Below are 20,435 nucleotides of genomic sequence, written 5' to 3' on the forward strand. Positions count from 1 at the left end.
TCCTGATGGCCAAAGGTAAACAAATCCCCCTGACATTTCACACATATCAGGATGCCTCTACCGGTGCACAAGTTACGCGGTTAACGCCGCCTGATGTCACTTGCCACCGTAACTATTTCTATCAAAAATGTTTCACCCGTGATGGCAGTAAGTTGTTGTTCGGCGGCGCTTTTGATGGTCCGTGGAACTATTACTTGTTGGATCTCAACACGCAAGTGGCAACACAACTGACAGAAGGGCGTGGCGACAATACCTTTGGTGGTTTCCTGTCACCTGAAGACGACGCACTGTTTTATGTCAAAGATGGCCGTAACTTGATGCGAGTCTGTCTTGCCACATTGGAAGAGACCGTGATTTATCAAGTGCCTGAAGAGTGGGTGGGTTATGGTACCTGGGTCGCCAATTCAGATTGTACCAAATTGGTTGGTATTGAAATTAAACGTGAAGACTGGGTACCCTTGACCGATTGGAAGAAATTCCATGAGTTCTATTTCACTAAACCTTGCTGCCGTTTGATGCGTGTTGACTTGAAAACCGGTGAGTCGGCAGTGATTTTGCAAGAGAATCAATGGTTAGGTCACCCAATCTATCGCCCTTATGATGACAGTACGGTCGCATTCTGCCATGAAGGTCCACACGATCTGGTTGACGCACGTATGTGGCTAATCAATGAAGATGGTAGCAACATGCGTAAAGTGAAAACCCATGCCGAAGGCGAAAGCTGTACCCATGAGTTCTGGGTGCCTGATGGTTCGGCGCTGGTGTATGTCTCCTATTTGAAAGGCAGCCCGGATCGCTTTATCTACAGTGCGGACCCACAGACATTGGAAAACCGCCAATTGACCTCTATGCCGGCGTGTTCTCATCTGATGAGTAACTACGACGGTACGTTGATGGTCGGCGATGGTTCAGATGCACCGGTAGATGTACAAGATGACAGCGGCTATAAGATTGAAAACGATCCTTTCTTGTATGTATTCAACATGAAAAATGGCAGTCAGCATCGTGTTGCTCGCCACGATACCTCATGGCAGGTATTTGAAGGTGATCGGCAGGTGACGCATCCACACCCTTCTTTTACCCCTGATGACAAACAAATTCTGTTTACATCAGATGTTCATGGCAAACCTGCGCTCTATTTGGCCACTTTGCCTGAATCTGTCTGGCAATAGTTAAATTTTGCACTAGCCTCTTTCATGGAAAGAGGCTAATTTGCTGTCTGCAAGGCTAATATCTTATTATTCACATTGGTTTATTGCACAGTCTCGCAACTTCCCTTTATAATAAAACCACTGTTCTATTTTTTTTAAAACATATTGTTTTATGAAACACAGAAAACTGAGTAGGGTAACCAATAAATGGCTATTGCAGATCTAGATAAACAGCCCGACTCTGTGTCGTCGGTTCTGAAGGTTTTTGGCATCTTACAAGCATTGGGTGAAGAGCGGGAGATTGGTATTACCGAGCTTTCTCAACGGGTAATGATGCCAAAAAGTACGGTTTACCGCTTTCTCCAGACCATGAAATCCTTGGGGTATGTTGCCCAGGAAGGCGAATCAGAGAAATACTCCCTTACGCTGAAGTTGTTTGAGCTGGGGGCTAAAGCGTTACAAAATGTTGATTTGATTCGTAGCGCAGATATACAGATGCGTGAATTATCTAATGAAACTCGTGAAACTATTCACTTGGGCGCATTGGATGAAGACAGCATTGTTTATATTCATAAAATTGATTCTATGTATAACCTGCGGATGCATTCCCGTATTGGTCGTCGTAACCCACTGCACAGTACTGCAATTGGTAAAGTGTTATTGGCGTGGCGTGACCGTGGTGAAGTAGAGGAAATCTTGTCTCATATCGAGTTCACCCGTAGCACTAAACACACTCTGGATAGCGCGGCTGCATTATTGCCAGTGCTGGATCTGGTGCGTGAGCAGGGCTTTGGCGAAGATGTCGAGGAGCAAGAAGAAGGTTTACGTTGTATCGCTGTACCTGTTTTTGACCGTTTCGGTGTAGTGATCGCGGGTTTAAGTATTTCATACCCAACACTGCGTTTCTCTGAAGATAGCAAAAGTAATATTGTTAAATCTTTGCATCGCGCGGCACGTAACATCTCAGAACAAATGGGTTATCGCGAATATCCTTTCTGAGGAGAAAGCGAAATAGGGTAAATACTTTATAATTATTGGATATTTTTAATCGGCTGTTAATTATAACTATTTATTCCTTCCCACACCGGACGGCTCCTTTAACCAGGGGCCGTTTTTTTTGGCAAATACCTTGCCGCCAAGGTGTAAGTGATCCGACGGCCAGGTGAGTTGTTAAAACAGCCATAACGGTAATTAATTTCTATGTATAATTATTGATCTAATACTATTTCTTGTGCTTAGTATTATTCCATCTTGTGATTTGTTAATTAAATGTATTGTTGACAGTCCATTTAATTCGGTTGGGTCACTATAACCGTGCTTAATCATATTATAGGGAGAAAAATGATGAGGAAGTTATTAAGCGCGGGTTTGTTACTGCTATTGGCGGGGTGTAGTAGCCCTCACAGTGACCGGCCGCATAAACTGATCGACCGTGGTGAGTATAAAATCGATACTAATAATCCATCAGTGGCTCAAAATGAGCGGGTGCGGTTTTTAGTGCTTCATTATACTGCAACAGATGATGCTGAATCACTACGCATACTGACTCAGGGCGATGTTAGCGCTCATTATTTGGTAAAAACGCATCCTGAGAATGTTGGGGGTAAACCTGTTGTTTTGCAATTGGTGCCTGAAAGCCAAAGAGCCTGGCATGCAGGGGTGAGTTACTGGGAAGGGCGCACGAGTCTCAATGATACCTCTATAGGTATCGAAATCGTCAATAAGGGCTTCACTGAGAGGATGTTGGGTAGAAAGTGGTACCCTTACAATGAATCTCAGATTGAATTGATTGAGCGCCTTAGCAGAGATATTGTCGAGCGTTATAATATCGCGCCGATGAATGTCGTGGCTCACAGCGATATCGCCCCACAGCGAAAGTCTGATCCCGGCCCGTTATTCCCATGGAAACGTTTAGCCGAGCAAGGCATAGGCGCTTGGCCAGATGACGCAACAGTTGCTAAGTATATTAATGGCCGAAATAAGTATGATATCGGCTCTGTTACTGTTATTCAGCAGGCATTGGCCCGTTATGGTTATCAAATCCCACAAAACGGCGTGTTGGATAATGAAACCATTCAGGTTATTAAGGCTTTTCAGATGCATTTCAGGGCGCAAAATATTCGCGGCGTACCGGATATAGAAACTGAAGCTATCGCCTTAGCATTGGTTGAGAAATATCACCCCCAGGGCAGTTAACGATTACCAATTGGCCCGCGGCAATGGCTGTTTAAACGCAGAAAGCCAGTCATTTTACTGACTGGCTTTCTGAATAATGACAATAGAGTGGCTAATTAGCGTTGTTTATTGATGCGCTAAATCGCCATCGTCGTCACTGTTGAGAATTTCTTTATCTGTCTGTTTCATCAATTGGCTGGTAATGGTACCGGCGGTCATTGAACCGCTAACGTTCAGCGCGGTCCGGCCCATATCAATCAATGGCTCAACAGAGATCAATAAAGCAACCAATGTGACTGGCAAGCCCAGTGCAGGCAACACAATCAGTGCGGCGAAGGTTGCACCACCACCAACACCCGCAACACCGGCAGAACTGATGGTTACGATCCCCACCAGTGTGGCAATCCATACTGGATCCAGCGGGTTGATGCCTACCGTTGGCGCAACCATAACGGCCAGCATTGCAGGATAAAGACCAGCACAGCCATTTTGCCCTATGGTGGCACCAAAGGAGGCAGAGAAGCTGGCGATAGACTCAGGGACACCCAAGCGGCGGGTTTGAGCTTCCACATTCAGCGGAATACTGGCCGCGCTGGAACGGCTGGTAAAGGCGAAGGTCAGAACCGGCCAGACTTTGCGGAAGAATTTCAACGGATTGATGCCGGTCAATGACAGCAACACAGCGTGAACCACAAACATAATTGCCAGGCCAAGGTAGGAGGCAACGACAAAGCTACCTAGCTTGATAATGTCTTGAATGTTAGAGCCGGCCACAACTTTGGTCATTAATGCCAATACGCCGTAGGGCGTCAGCTTCATGACCAGACGAACCAGTTTCATTACCCAAGCTTGCAGTGTATCGATAGCCACTAATACGCGTTGGCCTTTCTTAACATCATCTTTCAGCAGTTGCAGTGAGGCAATACCGAGGAAAGTCGCGAAAATAACCACGCTGATAATTGAGGTCGGACTGGCTCCGGTCAAATCGGCAAACGGGTTTTTCGGAATAAATGACAGGATCAACTGCGGTACTGTCAAGTCCGTCACTTTGCTTAAGTAGTTACTTTCAATGGCACTCAAACGTGCCGTTTCTTGCGTACCTTGCACCAGACCTTCTGCGGTTAAACCAAACAGATTGGTAACCAGCACCCCAACCAGGGCAGCAATTAGCGTAGTGAACAGCAAAGTACCGATTGTCAGGACGCTGATTTTGCCTAGCGAAGAGGCATTATGCAGTTTAGCGACAGCGCTCAATATTGAGGCGAATACCAGCGGCATAACAATCATTTGCAATAATTGCACATAACCATTTCCGACAATATTAAACCAGGTGATGGACTCTTTCAGTACCGGGTTATCAGCACCGTATACCCATTGCAAGCCCAGACCAAATAGCACACCCAGTGCCAAGCCAACCAAGACTTTCTTAGCCAGACTCCATTGTTTATGGCGGGTTTGTGCCAATAGTAATAGCAGTGCTACAAATACCAGCACGTTAATCACAAGCGGAAGGTTCATCCCCATATCTCCAAATTATTATTTTAAATACTGGCTACATATTCTATTGCTATTTTTATCTAGAACAGAGCCAAGCACCGTCATGGTGCAATTAGCCGTATATGGTAGCAGTTCCTTTTCAGGCTCACTTATATCCAAAAAGAATGGCATATAAATTTTTCGCCTGATTTGTATGGAATATATTCAGATTGGTGATTATTCACCCATTAAAATGTGATCACAATCGAAAGTTTTTCAATTGTTCCATATAGGATAGCAGGGGAATGGTGGTATCAGTTTGCCAATAGACGGAAAAACAAACTAATAGAACACAGAATACGCGTTCTAATTGATTGCCTTTTTGTGGGCGTAATAGCGGAATACAGAATCGCCAGCGGCAAGGCCATAACAGCGGTACACCAGCAGGTGTGAGCATATCTGCCAGCAAATGGCTGAAATAGCCAATAATCATTGCATGGAACGCATCTGCGGGAATAATCCAATCGCGTGAGATGTCCATTTGAAATAGTGCCACACCACCGATAACTGCCAAGAGGCTATGGGTAAACCCACGATGGCCAAATGCGCGGGCAATGGGGGTAGAGAGCCACTTTAACCGCTGGCCAAGGATTGACTTTGGATGATCAATATCGGGTAGCAGGGAAGTTAGCAGGGCGCCAGGTATAATATGCCACCAGTCACCCTGTGCCAGTTCCGGTGTTAGACCGACTTTTTTGGCAAAGATAGCGCAGGCGACAGAAAAAATAAGGTGTCCTTCCCCTGTCATACTTGAATTCCGAATCTGTAGCTGTTGATTTATCCAGTATATGAGATTTATCTTGGCGTGGATAGCCGTTACGCTGTAACTAAATGTCTCATTTTTCTCTGGCTGAGTGCAGGGAGTTTAGCGTGAGTATTCAGGGGGGAAATATCAGGTCTAGGGCTGAAATGACGTTACATAGATAAAAAAAGGGGAAAAGTGACCGGGAGTCGACTTTTCCCCAAAGTAATACGGTATGGGCATAATTTAACAAATAATGATGAGGGTACTCATAACGACATAATACTTAGAAGCTGTACTGCACACCGACACGGTAGCGAGTTTGACGTTCGTCAGTCGTTTTGCTACCCGCTACGTTGCCGATAGCAACATATGGCTTCCAGTTTTTATCCCATTTGTAAGCAATTTTCAGATCATGACTCCATTCTTCTTTTTCTTTATTTGCCAGAATTTCATCTTCAGATTTCTTGTAGTTTAATTCGTATTCCGCTGAATAGTCTTTCAAGAAGCTATAAGCAAACAGCATGGTGAACTCATGGCCTTTTTCTGTTGCTTTGCTCTGAGCTGGCTGGTTACGCTTGTAATATGGGCGATAACGCAGTGAAGTAGAGAAATCATCAGTGAAGGACACTTTACCGCGCAAGTAAGGGCGATAGTTGTTCGAGTCAGATGATGACTCTAATGAGAAGCCAGGCTCAATCTGGAACGTTTTGTTGAATTGATAAACATAGCTGGCAACCACTTCGGTGCCATTACTGACTTGCTCATTAAACGGTTTATTCGGCGTAGTATCAGAGCTGTGCTGGCCCCATTTCCCTTCTAAAGATAAACCAAAACCATTGGCAAAACGGTTGGAGATCAATAAACGGTCTTTATGATCAGATTTACTGGTATCTTTCATTTCATGCCGATAGTCAATTGTTGTTGCAACAGAACTAAAACTGATAACAGATGCCACTGCCAAAGTAAGTAATTTAAATTTCATTTTTATGTAATCCCAGGGTTATGGTTATTTAAAACAACAATCATTAACAAATTTATAAAAATCAACACACGACTAAAAAACAATTCCACAATCAAAGAAACAACGTTTCACTTTATGTGGATTCATATTCTATTTATATAGATAATTATTTGTGTGATCCAGATCTTTCTTATCGATTAATTTTTTAATCAGATATTAATTTGTGATGGCGATCTAATTGGTTATTATTTTTTATTTATAAAACAAAATAACCCCGCCAAATTAATGGCAGGGTTTAATGACAACTTAAGTTAAATAGAATTACATATTATCTCATGGCGCGTTTCAGGATACGGTCACCTTGTTTATTAAAGTATTCCGCAGATTCTTCAACAGATTTCTGACCATAATCGATATATTGAATTGCATCCCGGAACAATGAAACGATTTGTGGGTCGTCAAAGTATGGTGATGTTTTCATTTCATGTGGTAGTTCTAATGCCATATTTAAACCAGCAACAGATGGATCTTCATCTTTAATCACGCCGCTGGCACGTAGTTGAGTTACAGCAGTCTTACTCAGTGGTACGCCACGCTCTAAGCCCATAGCATCAACACCTTCTTTGCTGTTAAGCAAGAAGTTGATAAGCATGGCACTTTCTTTAGGGTACTTAGTCGATTTACCAATTGAGAGCATTTGAGCTGGTTTAAAGAACAGACCTGCATCTTTGGCTTCTGGCAACATCGGATAAGGGCCAAGTATCAATTTTGCTGGTTTAGTCAGGTTATCGGAATACTTAGTAATGGTGGAGTTCCACATATAAGTACCCCCCCATTCACCATTAATCCACGGCTTCATTTCGTACATATTGCTTTTACCGAATGAGGCATAGTATTTAGTGGAAGGCATCACATGGTTATCAACCATTTTCTTATACATAGTAAAGAACTCAACCCACTGTTCTGGTGTATAAGCAAACTTTTTATTAGCTTCATCGATAGTCGGTGTGTTGTATTTTTGTGTCATGTAAGAGCGAATTAATGCCAGAGTATCCTGATGCTCTAATACCACAGGGTAATATTGGTCACCCAGTTTTTCTTTAAACACTAAACCTGCGTTAAGTAATTCGTCCCACGTTTTTGGATACGCTAAACCAGACTTAGCCCAGGTCGCGTCATTGAAGTAAAAAATACGCGCTGTCACTGAAATCGGGATACCGTTTAATTTGCCATTAACAGTAGTTTGTTGCAGTTCTTTCGGATCGAATTGAGCCAAATCCAACTGCTCTGACACTTTATTTAAGTCATAGAAGCCAGTGCCATCTTTGGAGAAGATTGGCAGCCAGTTCCAGTTTGTTTGCATAACGTCAGGTTCAGTTCCACCCGCAATTTGCGTTGTCAGACGAGAAAGGTGACCGTCCCAGCCTGTGTATTCTGCTTTAACATTAATGTTTGGGTGCTGCTTGTGGAACTCTTCCAGAGCTTTAAGTGTCATTTGATGACGCCCATTGCCCCCCCACCATGACATGCGTAGGTTAACATCATCTTGTGCAAAAGCCTGATGTGATAATAAAGCCAGAGTGGATGCTATCAGCGTGTGTAGGATCGCTTTTTTCATTGGGTACTGCTCCTGTTAAAGAGAGATATTTTTTTCTGTTTTTGCATCAAAGATATGGCATTTATCCATATCAAACTGGAAGTACACGGTACGATGCAGGCCACTTTCAATAATTGGCCGTGCTTCATCAGACGGTAAGCGACAAGTCAATTCAAAGTCGTCAACCTTGATGTACAAGAAGAATTCATGCCCCATGTTTTCCACACGAACTAATTCACCTTGCGAATGGTTATTGGCAAAGGGTTGTTGGGACATGCGAATAAATTCTGGACGTACACCAAAGAACACTTTTTCACCGGCATGGGCGGCCACTTTGGCTTGCTGCTTTTCACTCAATACCAGGGTGTACTGGCCAACTGTCAGGCCAATTTGCCCCTCTTTTTCTACCAGCGTACTCGGTTTGATGTTCATTTCCGGTGCGCCAATAAAACCTGCAACAAACATGTTGGTAGGGTAGTGGTAAAGATTGTCCGGGGTATCAACTTGCATGATATGGCCCAGTTTCATTACACAGATCCTGTCACCCATCGTCATGGCTTCAGTCTGGTCATGGGTAACATAAACTGTTGTTGCTGCTTTCCCGCTTTTTTTCAATTGCTTATGCAAATCTGAGATACGGATACGCATTGATGCACGCAACTTGGCATCGAGGTTCGACAACGGTTCATCGAACAAGAAAACATCAGGTTTTTTCACAATCGCACGGCCTACTGCCACACGTTGTGCCTGGCCACCTGACAACTGGCGTGGCAGCCTGTCCAGCAGATCTTCCAGCTCCAGAATTTTGGCTGCTTCTGCAACTTGTGCTTCAATCTGATCTTTTGGCAGCTTGCTCAGTTTCAGGCCAAAGGCCAGATTCTCTTTCACTGTCATGTGCGGATATAACGCATAGTTTTGGAACACCATGGCAATACCACGTGATTTAGGCGCCAGATTATTAACGACCCGATCACCAATTCTAACTTCGCCATCACTGATGGTTTCCAGACCTGCCAACATGCGCAGGGTGGTGGATTTAGCACAGCCTGATGGACCAACAATGACCATAAACTCGCCATCATGGATTTTCAGATCAATGCCATGAACCGCGCGGAAACCGTTGGAGTAAACTTTGCCTAATTTATTGAAAATGACTTCAGCCATGATAAATCCTCTATTAACCTTTAATTCCGCTGCTGGTTACGCCTTGCACGAAGTAGCGTTGAGCCAGGAAGAAAACAATGATGGACGGCAGAATGGAGATGCTTGCCATTGCCAGAATTTCGTTCCACGGTGCGCCTTCGGTGACGTCGATTGACATCTTCAGAGCCAGCGCTATCGGGTACTTATCTACGCTGTAGACATAAATCAGCGGGCCGATAAAGTCGTTCATTGACCACATAAATTGGAACAGTGCGACGGAGATAATGGCCGGCTTCAAGATTGGCACAACCACATACCACAACACCTGTAGCGAGTTACAACCGTCAATTTGTGCCGCTTCTTCCATATCGCGTGGAACACCACGCAGGAACTGAATCAGCATGAAGACGAAGAACCCTTGGGTGGCGAAGGCCGTCGGCAGATAAAGTGGTAAGTAACTATTCAGCATGCCCATTTCACGGAACATGATGTATTGCGGAATCAATAACACAGTACTTGGTAGCAACATGGTGGTAATCAATGTTGCGAACCAGAATTTCTTCCATGGGATCTCAAAGCGTGCAAAACCGTACGCCACGATAGTGGAAGAGATAATCGTCAGAATGACTTTCGGGATTACAAACTTAAAGGTGTTAAGCATGTAGTGACCGAAGTTATATTCAGTACCGGTTTTCCAACCATTAACGAAACCATCACGAGTTGCGTTTTCTGGCCATAATCCTAATGTGGTGAAAATTTCATTATTAGGTTTAAACGCCGCAGACAACATCCACAGCAGTGGATAAAGCATCATCAAACCGACAATAATCAAAATGATGTAGCGGAAAGCAGCACTGATTTTTGCTTTGCGTTCTGTGCGGCTAATTTCCGCATCAGCAATTTCCTGCGCCAGATCTAATTTCTTCTGGTTGGAAGTTTGTTGTACGTCAGTCATTTTTTCCTCCTTTATCGGCGGAGTAGAAGACCCAATATTTAGATGATTTAAATGCAATTGAGGCGAAGAGGGCGACTACCAGGAATAATACCCAGGCCAGTGCAGCACCGTATCCCATATCAAAGTATTTAAACGCTGTATCATAGATATAGAGCGAGAATAAATACGTATAGTGAGTTGGCCCACCGTCGGTAATAACGTACGGTGCGGTAAACTCTTGGAACGCCTGCGTAGTTTGCATAATAAAGTTAAAGAAAATAACCGGCGTGATCAGTGGCACGGTAACTTTCGTAAACATTTGCCATTTAGAGGCACCATCGATCATGGCTGCTTCATATTGTGACTGCGGTACGTTCTGCAATGCGGCAAGGAAAATAACCATGGCTGAACCGAACTGCCAGACACGCAGTAATGTCACAGATGTCAGTGCCAACGCTGGTTCTCCCAACCAGTTGATGGCGTCAAACCCGAACACACCAATAAAGCTGTTTAGCAGGCCATCAATGGCGAACAGGGCACGCCATAACACGGCAATTGCAACGCTGCTGCCGAGGATTGATGGAATATAGAAAGCAGTACGGAACAAGCCGATACCGCGTAATTTAAAGTTCAGTACAAAAGCGATCCCTAGAGCAAATGCCAGTTTTAAAGGAATAGTCAGAAAAACATAAGCGAATGTCACGCCCATGGATTTCCAGAATAAATCATCTTCAAGAAACATATGACGATAATTCTCGATCCCGTTAAATACAGGAGGGTTCATTAAGTCATACTCAGTAAAACTGAGAAAGAAGGATGATACAAAGGGGAAAGCCGTAAATATTATCAACCCAAGTATATAAGGTGATAAATAGGCTAACCCCAGCATTCTGTTTTCATTCATAATGCTTACCTATTTTTAATAACATGAAAGATAAATAAAATTACTGATTCAAAAGCGTCGGATAAATAAAATCGATATCATACAGAGTACGGTTTTCCCCGTTCACCCGATAATCTCCATGAATGTAACCACCGTTGGTAATAAATTGAGGCACAGCAGCAGACTTATTTTGTTTTGCTGCAATTAAGGTCAATATTGCTAATGCAATCGGATTGTCGATGCGGAAATAACGGTGTTGAGCCGATTCAACAAACAGGCCGCGATGGTAATGTTGTTTAAAGAGTTCATCGCCAACTTGCCAGGCTAACTCAAATAATCGGCTACATTGGCAGTGCTCCGCCAGTTCAATTAAGGCCAACAACAGGTGTGCAGTGGCAGCGGGTTTTTTACCCACCATCAATGATGCCCGGCGTTTTTGTTTATTCAATTCAGCAAACTGCCAACGGTGCAGTAATACACCAATTAGATCCAACAGCTCTTCATCTTCACTCAAGCGCCAGGCGCGAACTAATGGCAGTAAATAATCAACGTCTAATGGGAATGGCGAAATAACGGTACCTTTAGCGCCATAGTAGCCATCACGCTGCAACACATAACCGCTCATGTCTTGCCCATCGTTCCATAATGGGCGCAATGTATTGCTCTCAACGTCATAAGCAAAACGATAGTAATTTTTTAAGCCATCAATAACCCATTGCAGGACCTGGGCATCGGGTTGTTGACGCAAGATATCTAACATCGCCAATGGATTATCAATCAGTAGTGGGCGCATATCACGGAACAGCACATTTGCTTCGCGGGCAATGTCACCAAATTCTGGGCCAAACTGGCGCTTGGCACGATCGCCATACCAAGATTGGGTTTGGTTATCGTCCGCCGGGATAGGGCGACGCTGTTGTGGCGAACTGAACTGATAAACCGGTAAACCTGTTTCCGGGTTACGAGCTAACACATATTGGCGATAGAGGTGTTTCCCCCAAGCCGCTGCGGCGATATCACCCGTATATTCAGCATACTTATACGCGGCATAAATCAGGTCAGTACCCGCATTCACAAAGGTCAGGCCTTTGGTTTCAGGAAGACGTGGCAAGTCAGTAGGGTTAACCACATCGCGGCGTGCATGAGTGAACACATGCGGGTCGCGTAACTTGTCGTAGCTACCGTGGCGGCCCAGATCCAGTGTTTGCCAATCTTCTACATGGGCGTGCCAAAAGCCTTGCAAAAAATTAAGTGTTTTTTCCCGGTCAATAGTGACCAGAAAATCGTAATAAGGTAGATGATGTTTCAGTTCATGTACTTGTGCTTTTGACTCTGGCCCTTCGGTTGTTAACGTATCCAGATTCAGGAAACGATGGCCGCCCCAGTAAAACAGTCCGCTTTGGTCATGAACGCCATGCTGCATGAAATAGCTGCTTTGCACCCGTGCTTGTTGGTGATATTGCGGATCTTGAGTCACCAGACTGAGGGCATCCAATGTCCGCAGCCAGTTTTGCTGGCTGGCAAAGTTAGATATTGGTGTCTTGTGCCCATCAGGGAATTCCCACACTACTGGTTGATGAGTCAGTACATCAAAACCATCAGCTAACAGAGGTGTCGGGTTTTGGCTACTATGGCCAACAGACTGGACCAGATCAACATAGCTGCGAATAGCACAGAGCCAGTTAACCATCATTGCGTCGCTGCCTTTAATGTTGCCTACAAAATCCATCGCCATAACCCCATCATCAACTATCAGCATGGAACCGGTTTAAGGTTCCTTATAAATAGAAACGTCGTTTCACAATCTATTATATTTGTATTTACTGACGAGTCATTGAGCGAATGACAAAAGTGTGATCGAAGTCGGAACGTTGTTTTGAATTTTTTATTTTTGCAGTTTTAGCAGGAATTTATTGGCGAATTTATTTGTTAACTAATTGATAAATAAATAATAAAAAAGGCACAACAGAAGTTGTGCCTCGACGAGCCTTTGAGTCAAAATAGTGCGAATAACACCGCCTGATAGACCTTAACTCAAATTAGTCATGATTATCGGCTTAGCGAGCCAACCAACCGCCGTCCACTGCAATGGTATAGCCGCTGATATAATCAGATGCTTTAGATGCCAGGAAGACCACCGGGCCTTTCAAGTCATCAGGCAAGCCCCAACGGCCCGCAGGGATACGGTCAAGGATCTCTTTGCTGCGTTCTTCATCTTTACGCAACTGTTGGGTATTGTTGGTTGCCATGTAACCCGGTGCGACTGCGTTCACGTTGATGCCGTGTTTAGCCCACTCGTTAGCTAACAGGCGGGTTACACCCATGACTGCGCTTTTCGATGCGGTGTAAGATGGCACACGGATACCACCTTGGTAAGACAGCATTGATGCCACGTTGATAATCTTGCCGCCATGGCCTTGTTTGATGAACTGTTTGGCAACCGCTTGAGACATAAAGAACACGGTTTTGATGTTAACGTTCATGACATCGTCCCAGTCCTTTTCGCTAAAGTTGATCGCATCTTCACGGCGAATGATACCGGCGTTATTGACCAAGATATCGATTTGGCCAAATTCAGCGACTGCTTGTTCCAACAGGGCAGGGATGTGCTCAATTTTACTCAAGTCAGCAGTCAGGCTAAGGAAACGGCGGCCCAAAGCAGTCACTTTATCAATAGTTTCACGCGGCTCAACAATGTTGATGCCAACGATATCACAACCGGCTTCGGCTAAACCGATCGCCATGCCTTGGCCCAAACCAGTATCACAGCCAGTAACCAGTGCAACTTTACCTTTCAACTCAAAGGAATCTAAAATCATAGCTAACATCTCTCTCAAGGCGGTCAAAGATTGCCGCGATTTCAATATTGGGGAGAAAACCGTCCAAAGGACGGATTCGGTTGGTGACGCTTAACGCAATTCGCTAACAGCGATGTGGTCCATATCACCGAAGACTTGGTTTTCACCGACCATGCCCCAGATGAAGGTATAACGCTTAGTGCCCACGCCAGAATGAATCGACCAACTTGGTGAAATCACAGCTTGTTCATTGTGGACTAATAAATGACGTGTTTCCTGCGCCTGGCCCATCATGTGGAACACCGCTGTTTCTTCGTCCATATCAAAGTAGAAATACACTTCCATACGGCGCTCATGGGTATGACAAGGCATGGTATTCCACAGATTGCCCGGAGCCAGTTTGGTCAAACCCATGGTCAGTTGGCAGGTTGGCAACACGTCAGGCACGATGTACTTATTTATAGTGCGACGGTTACTGGTGGCATCATCACCCAATGTCTGCGGTGCCGCCTCTGCCAGCGTGATTTTTTTGTTTGGATAAGTGGTGTGTGCTGGTGCGCTGTTGTAGTAGAACTTGGCAGGTTTTGCGCCGTCGATACTGCTGAATTGCACTTCTTTCGCACCTTTACCCACATACAATGCTTCTTCGTTGCCAATGTCATACCGCTGACCATCAACAACGATAAGTCCTGGGCCACCGATATTGATTACACCCAATTCGCGGCGTTCCAGAAAGTAACTGACACCCAGTTGTTTACCGACATCATCACCAATACTGACCGCTTTGCTGACAGGCAAAATACCCCCGACGATGATGCGGTCGATGTGGCTATAGGTCATGGTGTACTTATCTGCGGTGAATATATTTTCGATCAAAAACTCACGACGCAAACCCGCAGTATCAAGCTGTTTCGCGTGGTCGCTATGGATGCTTTGACGAACTTGCATGTCAGTGCCTCTCTTACAGAACAGTATCTTGGTGGGTAAAACCCAGCGCAGAAAACAAGCCAGACGTGAACCAGCGCATGATGCCGAAATTGTTGCTGACAACCTGTACTGGTCTGACTTCTGACCGAGCGTTTCTTGTAATGCTGAGATGATAGTGTTTGCGGGAAGTTAATTCAATAAAAATGAAATGATGTTTTATTATTTTTTGAGGGATGTCATGATTTTTGGATTATTTATGGCTTGTCTGCCAATTTTGCCCGTAGAATGGGCAGAATTCAGCGTGAAACTGTGATTACGCTACATCAGAAACTTATTCTGCATAATGAGGTGTGACAATGAAGATGTTCTTTATTAATGATGAAACGCCATGGGAAGAGTTGGGCAATGGTATTAAACGCAAAGTAATGACCTGGAGCGATGATCTGATGATGGTCTGCGTTCACTTTGACAAAGGTGCCATTGGTACTGCACACAAACATGACATTCATGACCAGATTGCTTATGTTGCTGCAGGCAGCTTTGAAGTGGAGATTGAAGGGCAAAAACGCATATTGAAAGCGGGTGATGCATATCGTGCCGTGAAAAATGAGATGCACGGCGCGGTATCTCTGGAAGATAACAGTATTTTAATCGACACCTTTAACCCTAAGCGAGATGATTTCCTCTAAGGGTATTCGGGCGGTTGAGTCAGTGGCTCCACCGCCCTCTACGATCAACATGGTAATATTACGTTATATCTTTCTTACTCAATTGCTCTAATGATTCCAACTTAATATCAGACAATACCCAGCGCGGGTCTGCGCGATATTCGGGCGATGGGATCACGATAGAGCGCATTCGTGCCGCTTTCGTCGCAATCATACCGTTCACCGAATCTTCCAGCGTGACGCATTGTAACGGGTCGATACCAAGAGCCGTCGCAGCATTTAGATATACCTCAGGATGCGGTTTACTGTGAGGCAGATATTCGGCCGAAACCAGACAGTCGAACTGATCTCTAACGCCTAGCATGTCCAACACACGCTCTTGCATATGCAAAGGGGATGCTGACGCCAGACCAATTTTCAACCCTTGTTGGCGGCAAAGATCCAGTGCGTACTCAACACCTGGCAGCACTGGGCGAGTTTCTTCTACCAACTCTATTGCCCGGGCGATAATGCGGTTGCACACTTCCGCCTGACTCGGGCCTTGCCATGGCATGGTTTGGAACCAAAGTTTAACCACCAAATCGATGCGTAAACCCAGAGTATCGGGCAATGAATTACGCGAGGACGTGTCCAGACCAAGATTGGTGAAAATATCGAGTTCGGCCTGTAGCCATAATGGTTCCGAATCAATCAGTAAGCCATCCATATCGAAAATTGCGGCTTTAATCGGGTGAGGGGTTGCCATTTATCATCACTCCTGTGGTTTTTTAGCTACCAGTTGAATACTTTATCATTAACTTAATGATAAAGCGCCGCATGAGCCAGGCTTGAATTTGCGTTAAGGGTGAGAGTTAAAGCAAAAATTTTGCACAAAGAACGCATGTAGCGGGTAAACTAAAGCTACATAAGTTGTGGTATTTACAAGGAGAAGTCATGACCTATCAACAGGCTGGGCGCGTCGCTGTTATCAAACGGATTGCAGGGTGGCTCGTTTTTATTCCAGCACTGCTGTCAACATTGATCTCAATTATCAATTTTGCCTATCAATATAGTCAAAAAAGTAGCGGGATTAATGCGGTCATGTTGGATTTTATCCATGTGATGACCGATATGATTCGCTTCAATACCACTTTTCTGGATGTTTTCTGGTTCAACTCACCAGTACCTGATCTTCAGCAGGGCGTAACCGCCGCGAACATTATGTTCTTTATCATCTATATGCTGATTTTTGTCGGTTTGTCATTACAGGCATCCGGTGCTCGCATGTCGCGGCAGGTTCGGCACATTCGTGAGGGTATTGAAGATCAATTGATTTTGGAACAAGCCAAAGGTAGCGAAGGGCGCAGCCGTGAACAGTTGGAAGAGAAGGTGGTTTTGCCGCATCACACTATCTTCTTGCAGTTTTTTACCTTATATATCTTGCCGCTGGTGATTGGTGTGGTGGGGTATTTTGTTCTTAAATTGTTGGGATTGATGGCTCAAGGGTGATTCTGTAGTAAGCAAATTGGAGTAAGCAAGCCTTGCTGAGTGATAAATAGATGCATAAACAGGCCAGCGTGTGGAGCAGCATTTTGGCCTTTTTACTGCCTATTTAGTTGATATATAACGAAATTAATGTATTGAAAGAATTTTTCGAGAAACGGGTGGCGATACCCCTCTTGCACTCACACTATTCCTGATGTGATTCCCTTATGCTGTAGCACTCTTTCCTCTGTCATATCAGTAAAGTAATGAACGTTTTCATTTCCAAGAAAATGCGTAATTTTATTGTATTAGCCCAAACAAATAGCATGGCGAAGGCGGCTGAAAAATTACACATGACGGCATCACCTTTCGGCAAAAGCATTATGGCGCTGGAAGAATTGGTGGGTTATTCCTTATTTACTCGCAATGAGAAAAGTATCAGCCTCAATAAAGCAGGACAAGAGCTTTATCAGGAATTATTTCCTATTTATCAACGACTTTCAGCTATAGATAACAGTATCTTGGCCATGTCACAACGGCAGAAGAATATCGTGATAGGGGTTGATAACACTTATCCAACCATCATTTTTGATCAATTGTTCAGTCTTAGCGATAAATACGATGGGATTACGGCTCAGCCTTTTGAGTTTAACGAAAACAGTGTCATTGATGACTTACTCGATCGCCGGGTGGATTTTATTATCTCTCCTCAGCAAGCGTCACAGCGTGTCACCCATATTGATACCCTGCAAGCCACCGAGCTTCCCTCTTTACGGCTTGGTTTTTTAGTGTCACGTCGTTTTGAAAATATCCAGGCGATAGAGTTGTTGAATACATTACCTTGGTTGCAAATGCGCTTCCAAAATAGGGCAAATTTTGAGTCCCTACTGGGTGCGCATTTTCGTGCGATTGGGATTAACCCCACCATTATCTATCGCCCTTACAGCTTCATGGCAAAAATCAGTGCTGTTGAGCAGGGGCAGTTTCTGACGGTGGTGCCGCAGTTTGCTTATCGGTTAGTTAACCCCGCCAAACTGAAATATTTTGATGCGCCGAATCAGCCCATGTATATGCGAGAGTATCTTTATTCGCTCAAGAATAACCATCACATAGAAAAAGTCATGGGCTATATACATGCAGACCGAGAGGGTGATTAAGGTGCCAACATTGAGCCAAATTCGAACAGATTTTGGTGCAACTGGAATGCTTGCGCCAAATTGTGATGCAAGTGCCCGCCTTTGGCCTGTGCCAGATAACTATGCAGATAGTCACGATACATCGGATGCGCACAGTTATTAATAATCGTAGTGGCACGTTGCATGGGTGATAGCCCGCGTAAGTCAGCCACGCCTTGTTCTGTAACGATAACTTTTACGCTGTGCTCACTATGATCAACATGAGTACACATCGGCACAATGGTGGAGACCTTTCCACCTTTGACGATGGAGGGGGCCATAAAGATCGACAAATAGGCGTTGCGCTCAAAATCTGCACTGCCGCCAATACCGTTGACCAATTCTGTACCGGCAACGTGGGTCGAGTTGGCATGGCCATAGATATCAAATTCAAGCCCGACGTTAAGGGCAATAACCCCTAACCGACGAATGATTTCAGGGTTGTTAGATATCTCCTGTGGCCGCAACACAATGCGAGTAGAGAAAAAATCCATATTGTCATAAATTTTTTTCAGTGAAGCGGGGGAAACAGTCAAGCTGGATGCGCTTACTCCCATGACTTTTTCGGTTTCTAATAATTGAACCACCGACTCTTGCAACACCTCCGAATACATCATAAACGGCGGAATATCTGGGTTTTCCCCCAGACGTTTCATCACGGCGTTATTGATATTGCCTACGCCGCTTTGTAACGGGAGAAACTCTGGTGGAATACGGCCTAGTTTGAGTTCATTAAGTAGGAAACTCACCACATTGTCGGCGATCTTCTCGCACAGCGGGTTTTCGCGATCCAGGCTATTACCGGCATCAGGCAAATGGGTTTCAACGATGCCAACAATTTTGCTGGGGTCCACTTGTACATAGGGTTGGCCCACTTTATCCAGTGTATGGTAGATAGGTAGGGTATTACGCCGTGGTGGGGCACCTAGCATGATGATGTCAGCCAGTTCAGCGACGCGTGGGCTGTGGTAATGATTGAGTTCTATGATGATTTTCTTGGCTTTATGTAAAAAAACCGGCGCATTACCAATGCCGCTGCTGAGATACACCTTGCCATCAGCGGTTATCGCCGAGGCTTCGATAACTGCAACATCAATCTCACCAAAGAAGCCATAGCTGACCATTTGTGCCACTTCACTCAGATGCAGGTCAACAAAACTGACTGCACCCTGATTGATTTTTTCCCGCAATACAGACGCTGTCTGATAGGGCGCGCGCCAGGCGACCGCGTCAGCCTCAGCCATTTCATCATCAGCTTTGGCGCTAATAGATGCGCCGGTCAGTAAACGAATCTGAAACTCTTTTTGCTGCTGGTGATACGCCATGGCGCGTCGCGCAATGGCGGCAGGAAGCGCCTTAGGCGCTCCGGCTGGGGTAAATCCACTGAACACCACCATATGACCATGTTCAATACATTCGGCGGCTTCATCAGCGCTCATCATGCAATATGACCGTTTCATAAAGAGATCCTCTGGTTGAGAAGGTTTAATGCCCCAAAAAGTTAGGCTTACGCTTCTCCATAAATGCGCTCATGCCCTCAAGGTAGTCTTCACTATCGTAGACGGCACGCCGCAGACCTTGAATGCGCTCAAACTCATCTGAATTCATGGTGTGAGCTTCACCTAAAACCCGCAGTTCTTCTTTAATAACGGCGATTGCCAAGGGCGCTTTTTCAGAAATGACGTGGGCCAGTTTTAGGGTGAAATCCTCCAGGTCAGCGGGGTCAACGATATGATTGAGAATGCCAACTGAAAGCGCACGCTGTGCGGTTATTGGCGCGGCGGTGAAAATCAACTCTTTCACAATATGGAAGCCAGCATCGCGAATAAGATTGTGGATACCCACCAAATTGTAGGGAACCCCCAGATTCACTGGTGTCATCGAAAAGGTTGAGGTGTTACAAGCCACAATAATATCTGAGCTCATGATCATCTCGAATGCTCCGCCCCAAACGCTACCTTCGACCATGGAAATGATCGGTTTAGGATACTTTTGGATAGTTCGGGTGATTTGGCGCAGCGGGTCATCATATGACAGTGGATCACGTCGGCCAGTGGGTAATTCGTGGATATCATGGCCGGCGGAGAACACTTTTGAACCTTCGGGCGCGCGGAGAATTATACAGCGGATATCGGTATGATTGAGGTCATGCAATGCTTGCATCAAATCATCAATAAACACCTTACTTAAGGCATTGAGTTTGCGTGTGTGGTTGAACTCAATAATACCCACCCGATTGGCAATCAACACTTTGACATACTGATAAGACATGGTTATT

20 protein-coding genes are annotated in these 20,435 nt (G+C 44.9%); 7 read left to right on the forward strand and 13 right to left on the reverse strand.

Features of this window, described 5'->3' with window-relative positions; genetic code table 11:
• Positions 1-5 precede the first annotated feature (5 nt).
• From ogl to EL015_RS09630, 3 genes are all read left to right on the forward strand, one after another.
• Positions 6-1,172, forward strand: coding sequence for an oligogalacturonate lyase (gene ogl / locus EL015_RS09620; RefSeq protein WP_032905809.1), 1,167 nt, complete (start codon positions 6-8; stop codon positions 1,170-1,172).
• Positions 1,173-1,358: 186 nt separating this feature from the next.
• The gene (gene kdgR, locus EL015_RS09625) at positions 1,359-2,150 is read left to right on the forward strand and encodes a DNA-binding transcriptional regulator KdgR (RefSeq protein ID WP_032905808.1); all 792 of its coding nucleotides are present in this window, start codon (positions 1,359-1,361) and stop codon (positions 2,148-2,150) included.
• 345 nt (positions 2,151-2,495) lie between these two features.
• Positions 2,496-3,347, forward strand: coding sequence for an N-acetylmuramoyl-L-alanine amidase (locus EL015_RS09630; protein WP_032905807.1), 852 nt, complete (start codon positions 2,496-2,498; stop codon positions 3,345-3,347).
• Positions 3,348-3,452: 105 nt separating this feature from the next.
• On the opposite strand, the gene EL015_RS09635 is transcribed toward EL015_RS09630, so the two are convergent.
• The 10 genes from EL015_RS09635 to kduI form a co-directional block, all read right to left on the reverse strand.
• On the reverse strand, positions 3,453-4,844 hold the full coding sequence (locus EL015_RS09635) for an L-cystine transporter (protein ID WP_032905806.1): 1,392 nt from the start codon (positions 4,842-4,844) through the stop codon (positions 3,453-3,455).
• Positions 4,845-5,061: 217 nt separating this feature from the next.
• Positions 5,062-5,610, reverse strand: coding sequence for a metal-dependent hydrolase (locus EL015_RS09640; RefSeq protein WP_005182936.1), 549 nt, complete (start codon positions 5,608-5,610; stop codon positions 5,062-5,064).
• A 280-nt stretch (positions 5,611-5,890) separates the two neighbouring features.
• Complete coding sequence (locus EL015_RS09645) at positions 5,891-6,589, reverse strand: oligogalacturonate-specific porin KdgM family protein (protein WP_005182935.1); 699 nt, start codon at positions 6,587-6,589, stop codon at positions 5,891-5,893.
• Between the two features lie 307 nt (positions 6,590-6,896).
• A complete protein-coding gene (locus EL015_RS09650; protein WP_005182934.1) occupies positions 6,897-8,186 on the reverse strand; it encodes an ABC transporter substrate-binding protein in 1,290 nt (429 codons plus the stop codon).
• 15 nt (positions 8,187-8,201) lie between these two features.
• A complete protein-coding gene (locus EL015_RS09655) occupies positions 8,202-9,329 on the reverse strand; it encodes an ABC transporter ATP-binding protein (protein ID WP_005182933.1) in 1,128 nt (375 codons plus the stop codon).
• A gap of 13 nt (positions 9,330-9,342) precedes the next feature.
• Entirely contained in the window at positions 9,343-10,263 is a 921-nt protein-coding gene (locus tag EL015_RS09660) for a carbohydrate ABC transporter permease (protein ID WP_050413732.1), read from the reverse strand.
• A complete protein-coding gene (locus EL015_RS09665) occupies positions 10,256-11,146 on the reverse strand; it encodes a carbohydrate ABC transporter permease (protein WP_005182931.1) in 891 nt (296 codons plus the stop codon). Before EL015_RS09665 ends, EL015_RS09660 begins: the two co-directional genes overlap by 8 nt.
• Positions 11,147-11,186: 40 nt before the next feature.
• Positions 11,187-12,854, reverse strand: coding sequence for a pectate lyase (locus EL015_RS09670; protein ID WP_032905892.1), 1,668 nt, complete (start codon positions 12,852-12,854; stop codon positions 11,187-11,189).
• Positions 12,855-13,182: 328 nt separating this feature from the next.
• Positions 13,183-13,944, reverse strand: coding sequence for a 2-dehydro-3-deoxy-D-gluconate 5-dehydrogenase KduD (gene kduD, locus EL015_RS09675; protein WP_005182925.1), 762 nt, complete (start codon positions 13,942-13,944; stop codon positions 13,183-13,185).
• Positions 13,945-14,034: 90 nt separating this feature from the next.
• On the reverse strand, positions 14,035-14,871 hold the full coding sequence (kduI, locus tag EL015_RS09680) for a 5-dehydro-4-deoxy-D-glucuronate isomerase (protein ID WP_005182922.1): 837 nt from the start codon (positions 14,869-14,871) through the stop codon (positions 14,035-14,037).
• On the opposite strand from kduI, the gene EL015_RS22040 reads away from it, so the two are divergent.
• The gene (locus EL015_RS22040; protein ID WP_005182924.1) at positions 14,870-14,995 is read left to right on the forward strand and encodes a hypothetical protein; all 126 of its coding nucleotides are present in this window, start codon (positions 14,870-14,872) and stop codon (positions 14,993-14,995) included. The two genes, kduI and EL015_RS22040, sit on opposite strands and share 2 nt — an antisense overlap.
• Before the next feature lie 211 nt (positions 14,996-15,206).
• Positions 15,207-15,539 (forward strand): cupin domain-containing protein, encoded by a 333-nt coding sequence (locus tag EL015_RS09685; RefSeq protein WP_032905805.1) that lies wholly within the window; start codon positions 15,207-15,209, stop codon positions 15,537-15,539.
• Between the two features lie 58 nt (positions 15,540-15,597).
• Here EL015_RS09685 and hxpB read toward each other — a convergent pair whose 3' ends face one another.
• On the reverse strand, positions 15,598-16,263 hold the full coding sequence (hxpB, locus tag EL015_RS09690; RefSeq protein WP_005182915.1) for a hexitol phosphatase HxpB: 666 nt from the start codon (positions 16,261-16,263) through the stop codon (positions 15,598-15,600).
• A gap of 188 nt (positions 16,264-16,451) precedes the next feature.
• On the opposite strand from hxpB, the gene EL015_RS09695 reads away from it, so the two are divergent.
• Both EL015_RS09695 and srsR read left to right on the forward strand, forming a co-directional pair.
• Entirely contained in the window at positions 16,452-17,006 is a 555-nt protein-coding gene (locus EL015_RS09695) for a YniB family protein (protein WP_005182907.1), read from the forward strand.
• 242 nt (positions 17,007-17,248) lie between these two features.
• Positions 17,249-18,139: a LysR family transcriptional regulator SrsR gene (srsR, locus tag EL015_RS09700; protein ID WP_032905804.1), complete on the forward strand. Its 891-nt coding sequence runs from the start codon at positions 17,249-17,251 to the stop codon at positions 18,137-18,139.
• Here the strand turns inward: srsR and EL015_RS09705 are convergent.
• Positions 18,136-19,617, reverse strand: coding sequence for a succinate CoA transferase (locus EL015_RS09705; RefSeq protein ID WP_032905803.1), 1,482 nt, complete (start codon positions 19,615-19,617; stop codon positions 18,136-18,138). The two genes, srsR and EL015_RS09705, sit on opposite strands and share 4 nt — an antisense overlap.
• 25 nt (positions 19,618-19,642) lie before the next feature.
• Complete coding sequence (gene scpB / locus EL015_RS09710) at positions 19,643-20,428, reverse strand: methylmalonyl-CoA decarboxylase (protein WP_005182903.1); 786 nt, start codon at positions 20,426-20,428, stop codon at positions 19,643-19,645.
• Between the last annotated feature and the right edge of the window lie 7 nt (positions 20,429-20,435).

This window comes from Yersinia intermedia (assembly GCF_900635455.1).
Classification (GTDB): domain Bacteria; phylum Pseudomonadota; class Gammaproteobacteria; order Enterobacterales; family Enterobacteriaceae; genus Yersinia; species Yersinia intermedia.